This is a genomic window from Staphylococcus succinus (assembly GCF_029024945.1).
GTDB lineage: Bacteria > Bacillota > Bacilli > Staphylococcales > Staphylococcaceae > Staphylococcus > Staphylococcus succinus.
Genome location: NZ_CP118976.1, coordinates 2,390,554 through 2,406,000, shown reverse-complemented (window position 1 = coordinate 2,406,000; position 15,447 = coordinate 2,390,554). Strand labels below are relative to the sequence as shown.

Sequence of the window (15,447 nt, the reverse complement as noted above, 5' to 3'; positions counted from 1 at the left end):
ATGCAAAATGTAGTGGGTATTGATTTTCAAAAATCAGGTAAAATGGAGTATTACGCGCCTAAACAATTCGATTTAAAAGTTGGTGATTGGGTCGTTGTTGAGTCTAAAAGAGGCATAGAAATGGGACGTGTAAAGTATGAACCATTAGATGTAGCTGACGAAGATGTGATGTTGCCATTAAAACAAATTGTACGTCTTGCGACAGAAGAAGATAAGATGAAATATGAGCAAAATGAATTAGACGCTGAAGAAGCTATGAATTTATGTAAAGATACCATTCAACAGCAAAGTTTAGATATGCGTTTAGTGAATTGTGAATTTACTTTAGATAAATCTAAAGTAATATTTAATTTCACTTCTGATGACCGAGTAGATTTTAGAAAACTAGTGAAGGTACTAGCTCAAAAATTAAGAACGCGTATTGAATTAAGACAAATTGGCGTGAGAGACGAAGCAAAGCTATTGGGTGGTATTGGTCCATGTGGCCGTTCGTTATGTTGTTCCACATTTTTAGGTGATTTTGAACCCGTATCTATCAAAATGGCTAAAGATCAAAATTTATCATTAAATCCAACTAAAATTTCTGGTGCTTGTGGCCGTTTAATGTGTTGTTTGAAATATGAAAATGACTATTATGAAGAAGCACGTGCGCAATTACCAGACGTTGGCGATGCGATTGAGACACCAGAAGGTAATGGCAAAGTAATAGGATTAAACATTTTAGATATTTCTATGCAAATTAAAGTAGAAGGTTTGGAACAACCACTAGAATATAAAATGGAAGAATTAGAAGCATTAAATTAGGAGGCTTTAACGACATTGAACCGTAGTGATATATTTGAAAAGCTAGCACATTTAGAAGAAAATATTAATCAAATTAATAGTGATATGTTTAATTTGAAAAATCTCACGGTCGAATTGATCGAAGAAAATGTTGCCTTACAAATAGAAAATGAAAATTTAAAAACTTTAATAGATAAAGAAGAAAAACCTAAAAAAGTGGAAAGTGGGAAAAAAGGACAATATAAACAACCACTACGCAGTAAAGATAATTTAGCAATGTTGTATAAAGAAGGTTTTCATATCTGTAATGGTGAATTGTTTGGTAAACATAGAAAAGGTGACGATTGTTTATTTTGCTTAGAAGTTTTAAGTGAATAAGACTGATAGGGACTTTATAATAAAATAAATGGAAAGTGTGTGAGGATAAGGTGTAGTGATAGGCTTGATTATTAAGCATCGCTCGCTTATCCTTTTTTTTGGAGGTTAGTATGAACATGTTAAAAAATGGTGAAAGATTTGATTGTTTGATGAAAGAAAATCTTAAAATCATACAAAATGATGAGGTTTTTTCTTTTTCAACAGACGCATTATTACTTGCACATTTTACCAAAGTAAAGAATCGAGATAAGATATTAGATTTATGTTCCGGCAATGGTGTAATCCCTTTGCTGTTATCAGCTAAAGGTCTACAAAATATTGAAGCGATTGAGATTCAAGAACAATTAGTAGATATGGCTGAAAGAAGTATCAGTTTTAATGATCTAGAAGAGAGGATTCATGTATATCATATGGATCTTAAACAGGCGCATAAACATTTTAAACCTTCACAATATAATGTGGTGACATGCAATCCACCGTATTTCAAAGTAAATCAGCAACATCAACATCAAAAAGATGCACATAAGATAGCGCGACATGAAATCATGTGTACATTAGAAGATTGTTGTTTTGCAGCAAGACATTTATTGAAACAGGGAGGACGTTGCTTGATAGTACATAGAGCGGAACGTCTAATGGATGTCTTAAGTAGTATGAGACAGTATCAAATTGAACCAAAAAAACTTCATTTTATTTATAGTAAGCAAGGGAAGGTTGCACAAACAATAGTTGTTGAAGGTAGAAAAGGTGGTAATCAAGGACTCGATATACAAACACCTTTTTATATTTACAATGAAGATGGAACTTATACGAAAGAAATGAGAGAAATATATTATGGATAAACATTATATATATATTGTTAAGTGCAAAGACGGAAGTTTATATACGGGGTATGCAAAAGATATTGTGCAGAGAGTTGCTAAACATAATCGTGGGCAAGGCGCCAAATACACTAAAATAAGACGTCCAGTAGAGTTAGTTTATCAAGAAATGTTTGATACTAAATCGGAAGCGCTAAAAAGAGAGTATGAAATTAAAACATATTCAAGAACAAAAAAATTAGAATTAATAAGTGAGGGGTAACATATGGGGACATTGTATTTGGTAGGAACACCGATTGGAAACTTAGCGGATATTACATATAGAGCGGTAAAAATTTTAAAGGAAGTGGATTTGATTGCTTGTGAAGATACTAGAGTAAGTAAAAAATTGTGTGCACATTATGAGATATCAACACCACTTAAATCATATCATGAACATAACAAAGCACAGCAAACAGAATACTTGATAGAACAATTGCGAGAAGGCATTAGTATAGCCTTAGTATCAGATGCTGGGCTCCCACTCATAAGTGACCCAGGATATGAACTTGTAGTTGCTGCGAGAGAACATCAAATTAAAGTTGAAACTGTACCAGGTCCTAATGCAGGTCTAACAGCACTTATGGCTAGTGGGTTACCTTCCTTCACTTATACATTTCTTGGGTTTTTACCACGTAAGGAAAAGCAAAAACAAGAAATTTTAGAAAAGCGCATGTATGAAGATAGTACGCTTATTATTTATGAGTCGCCACATAGAGTAAAAGACACATTAAAAACTATCCAAAAAGTAGATAAAAATAGAAAAGTTTCATTGGGGAGAGAATTAACCAAAAAATTCGAACAAATCACAACGAGTAACGTAGATGATTTGTTAAATCAATTACAAGAAGGACTTATCCCAACAAAGGGGGAGTTTGTAGTGTTAATAGAAGGTGCTGTAGCAGTTGAAGATACCTCATGGTTCGAAGAAATGACGATAGTTGAGCATGTTAACTATTATATAGATCAAGATATGAAAACCAAAGCAGCTATTAAACAAGTCGCTGAAATTCGTCATATGAAAACAGGCGAAGTATATGATGTTTATCATAATGTTTAATAATGAAAAACAAGACTGTTTGATTTGTTACATTAACAAATCAAGACAAATAGTATGAAATGTTTATATTAACTAAAAAGCGATTAAAGCAAGAAAAAATGATGTGAAAAACTCCCATAACTCGTGTGATTTATGGTAATGTAGATAGGATAGAGATTATTAATCATATTTAAATATAAGCTGATTTGACTAATGAAAAAACTTCAATGTGAATAGTATACTATCATAGACAATTACAGTGATGAATTAATAAAATATAATGAAAACAAACGTCTGTTTCATTGAAAAAGAGAATCAATTTAGGTAAATTTAAAGCATAAGAATCGAGGAGGAACATTGATGGCGAAAGAAACATTTTATATCACTACACCAATATATTATCCGAGTGGGAATTTGCATATCGGACATGCATATACAACAACTGCTGGTGATGTAATCGCACGTTATAAAAGAATGCAAGGCTATGATGTTCGTTATTTAACAGGAACGGATGAACACGGGCAAAAAATTCAAGAAAAAGCACATAAAGCAGGAAAATCTGAATTAGAATATTTAGATGAAATGATATCTGGTATAAAAGAATTATGGAGTAAGTTAGAAATTTCTAATGACGACTTTATACGCACTACAGAAAATCGTCATAAAGAAGTTGTAGAGCAAATATTTGAACGGTTATTGTCACAAGGAGATATTTATTTAGGGGAATATGAAGGTTGGTATTCAGTTCCAGATGAAACTTACTATACTGAAACACAGTTAGTGGATCCTATTTATGAAAATGGGCAAATTATTGGTGGTAAAAGTCCAGATTCTGGTCATGAAGTAGAGCTAGTTAAAGAAGAGAGTTATTTCTTTAATCTATCTAAATACACTGACAGATTATTAGAATTTTATGATGAAAATCCTGAATTTATACAACCTCCTTCAAGAAAAAATGAAATGATTAACAACTTTATTAAGCCAGGTTTAGAAGACTTAGCTGTATCACGTACTTCATTCGACTGGGGCATTCGTGTTAAATCTAATCCTAAGCATGTTGTTTATGTTTGGATTGATGCACTTGTTAATTATATATCATCATTAGGTTATTTATCAGACGATGATGGATTATTTAAAAAATATTGGCCAGCAGATATTCATATCATGGCAAAAGAAATTGTAAGATTCCATTCAATTATATGGCCAATCCTCTTAATGGCATTAGATATCCCGCTTCCAAAGAAAGTATTTGCACACGGTTGGATTCTAATGAAAGATGGTAAAATGAGTAAATCTAAAGGAAATGTTGTTGACCCTAATGTCCTTATCGATCGTTATGGTCTAGATGCAACACGCTACTATTTAATGCGCGAGTTACCATTTGGTTCAGATGGTGTGTTTACCCCAGAAGGCTTTGTAGAACGTACAAATTATGATTTAGCTAATGATTTAGGAAACTTAGTCAACCGTACGATTTCTATGATTAATAAATACTTTGATGGTGAATTACCTGCATATCAAGGTCCAAAACATGAATTAGACGAAGAAATGGAACAAATGGCGTTAGATACTGTGAAAACATTCCATGAAAATATGGATGATTTACAATTCTCTGTAGCACTTTCTACAATTTGGAAATTGATTAGCCGTACAAATAAATATATCGATGAAACATCCCCATGGGTGTTAGCCAAAGATGAAAGCCAAAAAGAGATGTTAGGAAATGTAATGGCACATTTAGTTGAGAATATACGTATTGCAGCGGTATTATTACGCCCATTCCTTACACATGCGCCAAAACAAATCTTCGAACAATTAAATATTAATTCTCCTGAACTGGCTGAATTGAATAGTGTAGAACAATACGGTGCTTTAACGGCACCAATTATAGTGATAGGTAAGCCACAACCAATCTTCCCGCGTTTAGATAGTGACGTTGAAATTGATTATATTAAACAATCAATGCAACCACCAAAAGCAGAAGAAACAGCTGTAGAAGTGCCGAGCAAAGAACAAATCGATATTAAAGATTTTGATAAAGTTGAAATCAAAGCCGCAACGATAATTGATGCAGAGCAGGTGAAAAAATCTGATAAATTATTAAAAATACAAGTTGATTTAGACAGTGAGCAACGCCAAATCGTGTCGGGGATCGCAAAATTCTACCAACCAGAAGATATCATCGGTAAAAAAGTTGCGGTCGTAACAAACTTAAAACCTGCGAAATTAATGGGTAGAAAATCAGAAGGTATGATTTTATCTGCTGAAAAAGATGGTGTACTAACACTTGTGAGTTTACCTAATGCCATTCCTAATGGTTCAATAATTAAGTAATTAAAATTTAAGGGAGCGATATAGTATGCTAATTGATACACATGTTCATTTAAACGCCGAGCAATATGACGAGGATTTAGAAGCGGTCATTGAGCGAGCTAGAGAAAATGGGGTAGATCGTATGTTTGTGGTGGGCTTTGACACACCTACAATTGAACGTACGATGGAACTTATTGATCAATATGAATTTATCTATGGCATAATCGGATGGCACCCTGTAGATGCAATTGATTGTACAGAAGAGCGTTTAGAATGGATAGAACAACTTGCTTCCCATCCTAAAGTAATCGGTATAGGTGAGACAGGATTGGACTATCATTGGGATAAGTCTCCTAAAGATATACAACAAGCTTTATTCAGAAAGCAAATTGCTTTAGCTAAACGTGTTAATCTGCCAATTATCATACACAATAGAGAAGCAACGCAAGATTGTGTTGATATATTAAAAGAAGAGCACGCAGAAGAAATTGGTGGTATTATGCATAGCTTTAGTGGTTCTCCTGAAATTGCAGATGATGTAATTAATAAATTGAATTTCTATGTATCATTAGGCGGTCCTGTTACATTTAAAAATGCGAAGCAACCAAAAGAGGTAGCAAAGCATGTCCCGTTCGATAGACTATTAGTTGAAACAGACGCACCATTTCTATCACCACATCCATATAGAGGTAAAAGAAATGAACCTGTACGTGTGACGCTTGTAGCTGAGCAAATCGCTGAATTACGTGGTGTGAGTTATGAGGAAGTTTGCCAACAAACAACTAAAAATGCAGAACAATTGTTTAAATTAAAGGCATAGAGATAGAACAAGAAAGATGTCGGTCTGAGATGTGGCTTAGTTTTTAGAGCGAATACTAAGTGGAAACCATTATTGGCACCGGCGTCTTTTTATTTTTACCAAAATCGAATGAAATTTATGAAAGGTGAAACAATAAATGAAGATAAATGAATTTATTGTAGTAGAAGGTAGAGACGATACCGAGCGAGTTAAAAGAGCTGTCGAATGTGACACGATTGAAACAAACGGCAGCGCAATTAATAAAGAGATTTTAGATGTAATCGCACAGGCTTTTGAGACGAGAGGTGTTATCGTTTTTACTGATCCAGATTTCCCGGGTGATAAAATACGAAACACGATTCAGAAAAATATACCTGGTGTGAAACATGCGTATATAGATAAAGAAAAAGCAAAGAACAAACGTGGTAAAATTGGCGTAGAAAATGCAAAACTTTCCGATATCAAAGAAGCGCTAATGAATGTAAGTACGCCTTTTGAAGAAGGATCCGAAACGATTAGTAAAGAAGTGTTAGTTGATTTAGGATTAATAGTTGGAAAAGATGCGCGAAGAAAGAGAGAAATCCTTGGACGCAAGCTACATATCGGACATTCTAATGGTAAACAGTTAATAAATAAACTCAATGCATTTGGTTATACAGAAATGGACGTTAGAAATGCATTAAGTGATAATGAAGGAAGTGAAATGTAAATGGATATTAAAGATATTGCTACGCCATCCCGCACAAAAGCACTGCTTAATCAATATGGTTTTAACTTCAAAAAAAGTTTAGGTCAAAACTTTTTAATTGATGTTAATATTATTCATAACATTATTGACGCAAGTGATATAGATGAAAATACTGGTGTAATAGAGATTGGACCTGGAATGGGATCGTTAACTGAACAATTGGCTAAAAGTGCGAAAAAAGTTATTGCATTTGAGATTGATCAACGTTTGATTCCTGTGCTTAAAGATACCATGTCCCCTTATGATAATGTGACAGTTATTAATGAAGATATATTAAAGGCTAACATTGCGCAGTATGTATCTGATAATCTTGCAGATTGTGACAAGATTATGGTTGTTGCAAACTTGCCGTATTACATTACAACGCCTATATTACTTAATTTAATGCAACAGCGCTTACCGATTGATGGTTATGTCGTGATGATGCAAAAAGAAGTAGGCGAAAGATTAAATGCACAGGTAGGAACGAAAGCATATGGATCATTATCAATTGTTGCACAATACTATACAGAAACAAGTCAAGTATTGACTGTGCCGAAATCAGTATTTTTACCACCACCCAATGTAGACTCAATTGTTGTGAAACTAATGAAACGGGATGTGCCACAAGTTGAAGTAGACAATGAGGATAAATTTTTCAAAATGACTAAATCTGCCTTTAGCCAAAGACGAAAAACGATAAATAATAACTACCAAAGTTTGTTCGTTGAAGGAAAAAACAAGAAAGAAGTTATTTTAAAATGGTTAGAAACAAGTGGTATAGATCCAAGACGTCGTGGAGAAACGCTTTCAATAAAAGAATTTGCAAATTTATATAATGAATTGAAAAATTTCCCAGAATTAGAATTTTAAATTATTGACAAGTACGCTTTACCTTGCTAAAATTGATGTTTTGTTTGACAAAAACACGCTATTTGTGTTATTATACATCTTGTAGCGAGGTGGAGCAATATGCCAAAATCTATTGGAGACATCAAAAATAAACTTGATTGTCAATTAGGAAATCGTATTGTACTAAAAGCGAATGGTGGACGCAAAAAAACTATTGAACGTAGTGGTGTGTTAAAAGAAACATATCCTTCAGTATTTGTTGTTGAGCTAGATCAAGATAAACATAATTTTGAGCGTGTGTCATATACATACACTGATGTTTTGACTGAAAACGTACAAGTTTCTTTCGAAGAAGATAATCATCATGAAGCAGTTGCACACTAAATAATAGTGATATAAAGTAAAGTTTGGCTACAAAGTCGAACTTTTTAATTTTAACTTTAATATTATAATGATAGATAAAAAGGTATGTTGGCGCAATTACGCTGACATACCTTTTTCTTTGCCCTGATTTATCAAGTGGTTATAATTTTATTGAAAACTAAGTATGTTGTAGAATAATAAATTAAGAAATGATTTTACAATCCTTCATAATTTATAATTATATAGCAATATAAATTACTAAGAATGATGTTGTAACAGATTTAGTTTTAAAAAACTGACAAATCAACTATAACAATATGTTAAAATCATTTTATTACCATATCGAAATTGAAAGAGGGTGGGCATATGATTTATGAAACAGCTCCGGCTAAGATTAATTTCACGCTGGACACACTCTTTAAACGAGATGATGGTTTTCATGAAGTTGAAATGATTATGACAACAATAGATTTAAATGATCGTTTGTCATTTGAACTACGTAAAGACAATAAAATTGTTGTCGATGTAGAGCAAACTTATGTTCCCTCCAATAGTAAAAATTTAGCATATAAAGCTGCAGAATTAATGAAGCAGAATTATAATTTAGAACAAGGTGTTACAATCAGCATAGATAAAAATATACCGGTATCAGCTGGTCTTGCTGGTGGTTCAACAGATGCTGCAGCGACAATGAGAGGGATGAATCGCCTATATAATTTGAATCGTCCATTAGAAGAATTGTGTGAACTTGGAGTTACCATAGGTACGGATATTCCATTTTGTGTTTTTGGGAAAACGGCATTGTGTAAAGGGAAAGGTGAACAAATTAACTTTCTGAATAAGCCGCCTTCAGCGTGGGTGGTTGTGGCCAAACCCAATATAGGAATATCATCACCTGAGATTTTTAAAATGTTAGATTTAAAACAAACACATAATGTCGATACTAAAGCGTGCGAATCAGCTTTAAATACAGGAGATTATGAACTGCTATGTAAGAGTCTTTCAAATCGATTGGAACCTATCTCGAATCAGCTGTGTCCTGAGATTTTAAAAATAAAAGAGAATATGTTAGATAACGGTGCAGATGGTGCTATGATGAGTGGAAGCGGTCCGACTGTTTATGGTCTCACACAAAAAGAACGACAAGCAAGACATGTATACAATGCTGTCAATGGCTGTTGTAATGAAGTATATATAGTAAGATTATTAGGATAAGAGAAGGGATGAGTTTAATGCGCTATAAAAGAAGTGAACGAATTGTATATATGACTCAATATTTAATGAATAATCCAAATAAATTGATACCTTTAACTTATTTTGTTCAAAAATTTAAACAGGCGAAATCGTCAATAAGTGAAGACGTCCAAATTATTAAAACGACTTTTCAAATGGAAAAACTTGGGACAGTTATTACGACAGCTGGAGCGAGTGGTGGAGTTACATATAAACCTGAGATGAGCAAAGAAGAAGCAAGTGAAGTTGTAGAAGACATTATTGAGCAGCTTCAAGAAAAAGACCGCTTGTTACCAGGAGGGTATTTATTCTTATCAGATTTAATGGGAAACCCGACTTTGCTCAATAGAGTGGGTAAATTGATTGCTACATTGTATATGGATGAAGAGCTAGATGCTATCGTAACGATTGCTACGAAGGGGATTTCTCTTGCTAATGCAGTAGCTAATGTATTGAATATACCAGTCGTGGTCATTAGAAAAGATAATAAAGTGACTGAAGGTTCAACAGTATCAATAAATTACGTATCTGGTTCTTCACGAAAAATTGAGACAATGGTTCTTTCAAAGAGAACTTTACCTGAAAATTCAAACGTACTTGTGGTCGATGATTTCATGAGAGCTGGTGGCTCTATCAACGGCGTAATGAATTTAATGAATGAGTTTAAAGCTCATGTGAAAGGGGTATCGGTACTAGTAGAATCAAAAGAAGTTAAGCAAAGGTTAATTGAAGATTATACTTCCTTAGTGAGATTATCTGATGTAGACGAATACAATCAGGAATTTAAGGTAGAAAAAGGTAACAGTTTAAATAAATTTACTTAAAGGAGCGATTAACGGCACCATGAAAACAATTAATACAAACAAGGCGCCTGAAGCGTTAGGTCCATACTCACATGCAACACAAATTAATGGTCTAGTGTTCACATCTGGACAAATCCCATTAAATTTAGATGGCGAAATTGTCAGTGATGATGTAAAAGAACAGACAAAACAAGTCTTAGAGAATTTAAAGGTTGTTTTAGATGAAGCTGGATCTGACATAGATTCAGTTATTAAAGCTACTATTTTTATTGCTGATATGAATGAATTTCAAAATATAAACGAAGTTTATGGCAAATACTTTGACAATCATCAACCAGCAAGAAGTTGTGTTGAGGTAGCAAGGTTACCTAAAGATGTTAAAGTAGAAATCGAAGTAATAGCAGAAGTTAAGTAAGGATTTATAATTTTTGATGAAATTGTTAAGCTTCTAACAAAGAGATACTAGGGGGGCTCACTACATGAAAGTGACAGATGTAAGACTTAGAAAGATACAAACAGATGGAAGAATGAAAGCGCTCGTTTCAATCACTTTAGATGAATCATTTGTGGTTCATGATTTACGTGTCATTGAAGGCAACACAGGTCTATTCGTCGCAATGCCAAGTAAACGTACACCAGATGGTGAATTCCGAGACATCGCGCATCCAATTAACTCAGAAATGAGACAAGAAATACAAGATGCAGTGATGAAAGTATATGAAGAAACTGATGAGGTTATTCCTGATAGAAATGCACAACCATCAGAAGACTCTGGCGAAGAAGCTTAATAAAATTTGTGATAATCATTATAATTCAAATATTATATAAAAAGAAGATTGAACTTCTGTTTGACAGAAATTCAATCTTCTTTTTTGTGGAAAAGTAAAGTGAATTATAATTTTTTTAATTTAATGTAAACGTGTAAAGGTGACAAAAATTATCTGTTATATAATTATATTTAATATGTCCGACAAAACAATTATAAATTTGGATTTATTCATTTCTAAATAATGAATAGAAATACATATTAAAGCATATATTGATAAAATGTAGTAAATGATTATAGCAGAATGAGAAAAATATTGTACATTAATGAAGCGTTTTCTAATACTTATAAAGATGACAAATAGTAAATGGAATAATTTGGTTTATGACGATCTCAATTTTCTTATTATTTAATATTGACGCTTTGAGCCTTGAAAGTGGGGCTAGCGTTAAATTATAATAAGGAGGAAGTGTATATTTTAATGGAGGGTTAACATACATGCAAAGACGTGCAATAGTACTCGCAGCTGGCAAGGGTACACGTATGAAATCAAAGAAATACAAAGTACTACATGAAGTTGCAGGCAAATCGATGATTGAACATGTTGTTGATAACGTTAAGCGATCTGGAGTAGAACAACTTGTAACAATTGTTGGTCATGGCGCAGAAAGCGTGAAAGAAACTTTAGGTGACGCGTCACTTTATAGTTTTCAAGAAGAGCAATTAGGAACTGCACATGCTGTGAAAATGGCGAGTGAACATTTACAAGATAAACAAGGCACAACGCTTGTTGTCTGTGGTGATACACCATTAATTACTACAGAAACATTAAAAGCTTTAGTTGATCACCACGAGCAAAATCAAGCACAAGCTACAGTATTATCTGCTACAGCACCAAATCCATTTGGATATGGGCGCATTCTTCGTGATTCAGATAACCATTTAGTTAAAATCGTTGAACAAAAAGACGCAACAGAGAATGAAAGAGAAATTAATGAAATTAGTTCTGGTATTTTTGCTTTTGATAATCAAGTACTATTTGATAAATTAAATCATGTGAAAAATGATAATGTACAAAGTGAATACTATTTGCCAGATGTACTTTCATTAATTTTAGAAGATAAAGGTAGCGTTGAAGTATATCATACAGACGATTTTGATGAAATTATGGGTGTGAATGACAGATTGATGTTGAGCGAAGCTGAAAGTGCATTTAGACAGCGCATCAATGAATATCATATGAAAAATGGTGTAACGATTATTGACCCAGCAACTACTTATATTGGTGTAAACGTGAAGATTGGTGAGGATACTGTAATTGAACCAGGCGTGAAGCTTGTAGGTTATAGTGAAATTGGTGAAGACGTTATCATTGGACAATATACAGAAATTACAAACAGTAGTATCGGATCTAATGTTACAATTAAGCAGTCAGTCATCAATGAATCCAATGTGGATGATTATGCAACAGTTGGACCGTTTGCTCAATTACGACCAGGCGCTGATCTTGGTAAGAAAGTGAAAGTCGGTAATTTCGTTGAAGTTAAAAAATCGATAATTAAAGACGGTGCTAAAGTACCTCATTTAAGTTATATTGGTGATGCTGAAATAGGTGAACGTACAAATATTGGCTGTGGCTCAATTACAGTTAACTATGATGGCATTAATAAATTCAAGACGAGTATCGGTGATGATGTATTTATAGGTTGTAATACAAATCTTGTTGCGCCTGTAACGTTAGGAAATCGTGCTTTTGTAGCGGCAGGCTCTACTATAACTGATAACGTGCCAAATGATAGTCTGGCATTAGGAAGAGCCAGACAAACGACTAAAGAAGGTTATTTGAAAAAATAAAATGCACAACGTTTAGATAATTAAGCTACAACTGTTAAACTCAATGTAACTAAATTTGTTACGAACTTGGAAGCTTTTATGTTGATAAATAATATAATGTTGCCTTGTATATATAAATTAAACTAATTGAATGAATTAATTGGAGGACTATAAATGTTAAACAATGAGTACAAGAACTCTGCTTTGAAAATATTTTCTTTGAAAGGAAATGAACCGTTAGCCCAAGAAGTAGCAGATCATGTTGGAATTGAACTTGGAAAGTGTTCTGTAAAACGTTTCAGCGATGGAGAAATTCAAATCAATATAGAAGAAAGCATTCGTGGTTGCGATGTATTTATTATTCAACCTACTTCAAATCCAGTCAACTTGCATTTAATGGAATTATTGATAATGATAGATGCTTGTAAACGTGCATCAGCAGCGAATATTAATATCGTTGTACCTTATTATGGATATGCACGTCAAGATAGAAAAGCGCGTAGTCGTGAGCCGATTACTGCTAAATTAGTAGCAAACTTAATCGAAACGGCTGGGGCAGATCGTATGATTGCATTAGATTTACATGCGCCACAAATTCAAGGGTTCTTTGATATTCCAATTGATCATTTAATGGGTGTGCCAATCTTAGCGGAATACTTCAAAAATGATACAAATCTTGATCTTGAAGAGTGTGTTGTAGTTTCTCCAGACCATGGTGGTGTGACAAGAGCACGTAAACTCGCAGACATCCTTAAAACCCCAATTGCTATTATTGATAAACGTCGTCCAAAACCAAACGTAGCAGAGGTTATGAATATTGTTGGTGATATCGATGGGCGTACAGCTATTATTATCGATGATATTATCGATACAGCAGGTACAATTACATTGGCAGCACAAGCATTAAAAGATAAAGGGGCAAAAGACGTATATGCATGTTGTACTCACCCTGTCCTATCTGGTCCAGCAAGAGAACGTATCGAAAATTCAGCAATTAAAGAGTTAGTAGTAACGAATTCAATTCAATTAGAAGATAGTCGTAAACCAAATAACACAAAAGAATTATCGGTAGCAGGTTTATTATCACAGGCAATCATTCGCGTATATGAAAGTGAATCTGTTAGTGTGCTATTTGACTAAAAAACATAACGAATGTATAATGGTTTCGTTCGTGATTTAGCGAGCACTGAAAATAAACACTTGCAAGCAACGATAAGTTGATGGGTAAGTGAGGGGCTCTTTTAAAGAGCAAAGATGAAAGGTGGAAATGAATATGACTGCATTAAAGTCAATTATTCGTCAAGGTAAACAAACACGTTCTGACCTTAAAACATTAAGAAACACTGGTAAAGTACCTGCAATCGTTTATGGTTTCGGTACAAAAAATACTTCTGTTAAAGTAGACGAAGTAGAATTTATCAAAGTTATCCGTGAAGTTGGACGTAACGGTGTTATCGATTTAGGCGTAGGTTCTAAAACTATTAAAGTAATGGTTTCAGACTACCAATTCGATCCACTTAAAAACCAAATCACTCACATTGATTTCTTAGCAATCAATATGACTGAAGAACGTACTGTTGAAGTACCAGTTCAATTAGTAGGAGAAGCAGCAGGAACTAAAGAAGGTGGCGTTGTTGAACAACCATTATTCAACCTTGAAGTTACAGCTACTCCTGATAACATTCCTGAAACAATTGAAGTTGAAATTAGTGAATTAAACATTAACGATAGTATTTCAGTAGCAGATATTAAAGTATCAGGCGACTTTACAATCGAAAATGAAGGCACTGATTCAGTAGTAACTGTAGTTGCTCCAACTGAAGAACCAACTGAAGAAGAAATCGAAGCAATGGAAGGCGATTCAGAAACTGCTGAGCCTGAAGTTGTAGGCAAAGAAAAAGAAGAAGAATAATATTTCTACTCTTTAAATTTTCTTGCGCATTGACGCTGTCAATGTTATAGCATCTTATAAAAAAGCACCGTGCTTAATACGTTAAGCAGGTGCTTTTTTATGTTATTATAGTGAATGATACGGAAAATAATTTGTGTGTGTACATACGAATGTACAAGCTTTTTATAAAAAAAGCGCTATAAAAGTGAGAACAACAATTGGAGGTAACATAATGAAATGTATTGTAGGTCTAGGCAATATAGGTAAACGCTTTGAACAAACAAGACATAATATTGGTTTTGAGGTTATAGATTATATGTTAGACCAAAACCAATTCAAGTTAGATAAGCAAAAGTTTAAAGGTGCCTATACTATTGAACATATTGCAGGAGAGAAAGTGATGTTTATCGAACCGATGACAATGATGAATCTATCCGGAGAAGCAGTAGGTCCATTGATGAAATATTACAATATTGAAATTGATGAATTATTAGTGTTGTATGATGACTTAGATTTACCACAAGGCGAAATACGTTTAAGACAAAAAGGTAGTGCTGGTGGTCATAATGGTATGAAATCAATTATTCAAGTATTGGGAACAGATGAATTTAAGCGTATTCGCATTGGGGTAGACCGTCCATCAAATGGTATGGCAATTGTTGACTATGTATTGCAAAAATTTTCAAAACAAGAAATGGAAACGATGGATAAAGTAATAGACCATTCTGCACGTGCGGTTGAAGCTTTTATAGAAAGTTCTAGATTTGATCGTGTGATGAATGAATATAATGGTGAAGTCAATTGAAA

General features: G+C 33.7%; 18 protein-coding genes. All 18 read left to right on the top strand.

Going from position 1 to position 15,447, the window contains the following annotated elements:
- The 18 genes from PYW31_RS11735 to pth all read left to right on the top strand — a co-directional run bounded on the left by PYW31_RS11735 (position 1) and on the right by pth (position 15,445).
- Positions 1 to 804, top strand: coding sequence for a PSP1 domain-containing protein (locus PYW31_RS11735; RefSeq protein ID WP_046837947.1), 804 nt, complete (start codon positions 1 to 3; stop codon positions 802 to 804).
- A gap of 15 nt (positions 805 to 819) precedes the next feature.
- A complete protein-coding gene (gene yabA / locus PYW31_RS11730) occupies positions 820 to 1,161 on the top strand; it encodes a DNA replication initiation control protein YabA (protein ID WP_046837948.1) in 342 nt (113 codons plus the stop codon).
- A gap of 116 nt (positions 1,162 to 1,277) precedes the next feature.
- The gene (locus PYW31_RS11725; RefSeq protein ID WP_046837979.1) at positions 1,278 to 2,003 is read left to right on the top strand and encodes a tRNA1(Val) (adenine(37)-N6)-methyltransferase; all 726 of its coding nucleotides are present in this window, start codon (positions 1,278 to 1,280) and stop codon (positions 2,001 to 2,003) included.
- Positions 1,996 to 2,244: a GIY-YIG nuclease family protein gene (locus tag PYW31_RS11720; protein WP_046837949.1), complete on the top strand. Its 249-nt coding sequence runs from the start codon at positions 1,996 to 1,998 to the stop codon at positions 2,242 to 2,244. The genes PYW31_RS11725 and PYW31_RS11720 overlap by 8 nt, the downstream gene beginning before the upstream one ends.
- Positions 2,245 to 2,247: 3 nt before the next feature.
- A complete protein-coding gene (gene rsmI, locus PYW31_RS11715; RefSeq protein ID WP_046837950.1) occupies positions 2,248 to 3,081 on the top strand; it encodes a 16S rRNA (cytidine(1402)-2'-O)-methyltransferase in 834 nt (277 codons plus the stop codon).
- 339 nt (positions 3,082 to 3,420) lie between these two features.
- Entirely contained in the window at positions 3,421 to 5,394 is a 1,974-nt protein-coding gene (gene metG / locus PYW31_RS11710) for a methionine--tRNA ligase (protein ID WP_046837951.1), read from the top strand.
- A 25-nt stretch (positions 5,395 to 5,419) separates the two neighbouring features.
- Complete coding sequence (locus PYW31_RS11705) at positions 5,420 to 6,193, top strand: TatD family hydrolase (protein WP_046837952.1); 774 nt, start codon at positions 5,420 to 5,422, stop codon at positions 6,191 to 6,193.
- 136 nt (positions 6,194 to 6,329) lie between these two features.
- Positions 6,330 to 6,881 carry a ribonuclease M5 gene (rnmV, locus tag PYW31_RS11700; protein ID WP_046837953.1) on the top strand — a complete coding sequence of 184 codons (552 nt, stop codon included), beginning with the start codon at positions 6,330 to 6,332 and terminating at the stop codon, positions 6,879 to 6,881.
- Positions 6,882 to 7,772 (top strand): 16S rRNA (adenine(1518)-N(6)/adenine(1519)-N(6))-dimethyltransferase RsmA, encoded by an 891-nt coding sequence (gene rsmA, locus PYW31_RS11695; RefSeq protein ID WP_046837954.1) that lies wholly within the window; start codon positions 6,882 to 6,884, stop codon positions 7,770 to 7,772. It begins immediately after the preceding gene.
- Between the two features lie 99 nt (positions 7,773 to 7,871).
- Positions 7,872 to 8,135 carry a biofilm formation stimulator Veg gene (veg, locus tag PYW31_RS11690; RefSeq protein ID WP_046837955.1) on the top strand — a complete coding sequence of 88 codons (264 nt, stop codon included), beginning with the start codon at positions 7,872 to 7,874 and terminating at the stop codon, positions 8,133 to 8,135.
- 345 nt (positions 8,136 to 8,480) lie between these two features.
- Positions 8,481 to 9,329 (top strand): 4-(cytidine 5'-diphospho)-2-C-methyl-D-erythritol kinase, encoded by an 849-nt coding sequence (gene ispE, locus PYW31_RS11685; RefSeq protein WP_046837956.1) that lies wholly within the window; start codon positions 8,481 to 8,483, stop codon positions 9,327 to 9,329.
- A gap of 17 nt (positions 9,330 to 9,346) precedes the next feature.
- Positions 9,347 to 10,171, top strand: coding sequence for a pur operon repressor (purR, locus tag PYW31_RS11680; protein WP_046837957.1), 825 nt, complete (start codon positions 9,347 to 9,349; stop codon positions 10,169 to 10,171).
- 19 nt (positions 10,172 to 10,190) lie between these two features.
- Positions 10,191 to 10,565: a RidA family protein gene (locus PYW31_RS11675; protein ID WP_046837958.1), complete on the top strand. Its 375-nt coding sequence runs from the start codon at positions 10,191 to 10,193 to the stop codon at positions 10,563 to 10,565.
- A 64-nt stretch (positions 10,566 to 10,629) separates the two neighbouring features.
- The gene (gene spoVG, locus PYW31_RS11670; protein ID WP_046837959.1) at positions 10,630 to 10,938 is read left to right on the top strand and encodes a septation regulator SpoVG; all 309 of its coding nucleotides are present in this window, start codon (positions 10,630 to 10,632) and stop codon (positions 10,936 to 10,938) included.
- A gap of 476 nt (positions 10,939 to 11,414) precedes the next feature.
- Complete coding sequence (gene glmU, locus PYW31_RS11665) at positions 11,415 to 12,770, top strand: bifunctional UDP-N-acetylglucosamine diphosphorylase/glucosamine-1-phosphate N-acetyltransferase GlmU (RefSeq protein WP_046837960.1); 1,356 nt, start codon at positions 11,415 to 11,417, stop codon at positions 12,768 to 12,770.
- 153 nt (positions 12,771 to 12,923) lie between these two features.
- Positions 12,924 to 13,889 (top strand): ribose-phosphate diphosphokinase, encoded by a 966-nt coding sequence (locus PYW31_RS11660; RefSeq protein WP_046837961.1) that lies wholly within the window; start codon positions 12,924 to 12,926, stop codon positions 13,887 to 13,889.
- A gap of 133 nt (positions 13,890 to 14,022) precedes the next feature.
- Positions 14,023 to 14,661: a 50S ribosomal protein L25/general stress protein Ctc gene (locus PYW31_RS11655; protein WP_046837962.1), complete on the top strand. Its 639-nt coding sequence runs from the start codon at positions 14,023 to 14,025 to the stop codon at positions 14,659 to 14,661.
- Between the two features lie 211 nt (positions 14,662 to 14,872).
- A complete protein-coding gene (pth, locus tag PYW31_RS11650; protein ID WP_046837963.1) occupies positions 14,873 to 15,445 on the top strand; it encodes an aminoacyl-tRNA hydrolase in 573 nt (190 codons plus the stop codon).
- Positions 15,446 to 15,447: the final 2 nt, after the last annotated feature.

Excerpts from the sequence above, each read along its gene's own strand:
- spoVG (WP_046837959.1), top strand. The coding sequence starts at position 10,630 with ATGAAAGTGACAGATGTAAGACTTAGAAAGATACAAACAGATGGAAGA.
- purR (WP_046837957.1), top strand. The coding sequence starts at position 9,347 with ATGCGCTATAAAAGAAGTGAACGAATTGTATATATGACTCAATATTTA.
- PYW31_RS11735 (WP_046837947.1), top strand. The coding sequence starts at position 1 with ATGCAAAATGTAGTGGGTATTGATTTTCAAAAATCAGGTAAAATGGAG.
- pth (WP_046837963.1), top strand. The coding sequence starts at position 14,873 with ATGAAATGTATTGTAGGTCTAGGCAATATAGGTAAACGCTTTGAACAA.
- PYW31_RS11725 (WP_046837979.1), top strand. The coding sequence starts at position 1,278 with ATGTTAAAAAATGGTGAAAGATTTGATTGTTTGATGAAAGAAAATCTT.
- ispE (WP_046837956.1), top strand. The coding sequence starts at position 8,481 with ATGATTTATGAAACAGCTCCGGCTAAGATTAATTTCACGCTGGACACA.
- rsmA (WP_046837954.1), top strand. The coding sequence starts at position 6,882 with ATGGATATTAAAGATATTGCTACGCCATCCCGCACAAAAGCACTGCTT.
- rnmV (WP_046837953.1), top strand. The coding sequence starts at position 6,330 with ATGAAGATAAATGAATTTATTGTAGTAGAAGGTAGAGACGATACCGAG.
- veg (WP_046837955.1), top strand. The coding sequence starts at position 7,872 with ATGCCAAAATCTATTGGAGACATCAAAAATAAACTTGATTGTCAATTA.
- PYW31_RS11655 (WP_046837962.1), top strand. The coding sequence starts at position 14,023 with ATGACTGCATTAAAGTCAATTATTCGTCAAGGTAAACAAACACGTTCT.
- PYW31_RS11720 (WP_046837949.1), top strand. The coding sequence starts at position 1,996 with ATGGATAAACATTATATATATATTGTTAAGTGCAAAGACGGAAGTTTA.
- rsmI (WP_046837950.1), top strand. The coding sequence starts at position 2,248 with ATGGGGACATTGTATTTGGTAGGAACACCGATTGGAAACTTAGCGGAT.
- PYW31_RS11705 (WP_046837952.1), top strand. The coding sequence starts at position 5,420 with ATGCTAATTGATACACATGTTCATTTAAACGCCGAGCAATATGACGAG.
- glmU (WP_046837960.1), top strand. The coding sequence starts at position 11,415 with ATGCAAAGACGTGCAATAGTACTCGCAGCTGGCAAGGGTACACGTATG.
- PYW31_RS11675 (WP_046837958.1), top strand. The coding sequence starts at position 10,191 with ATGAAAACAATTAATACAAACAAGGCGCCTGAAGCGTTAGGTCCATAC.
- PYW31_RS11660 (WP_046837961.1), top strand. The coding sequence starts at position 12,924 with ATGTTAAACAATGAGTACAAGAACTCTGCTTTGAAAATATTTTCTTTG.
- metG (WP_046837951.1), top strand. The coding sequence starts at position 3,421 with ATGGCGAAAGAAACATTTTATATCACTACACCAATATATTATCCGAGT.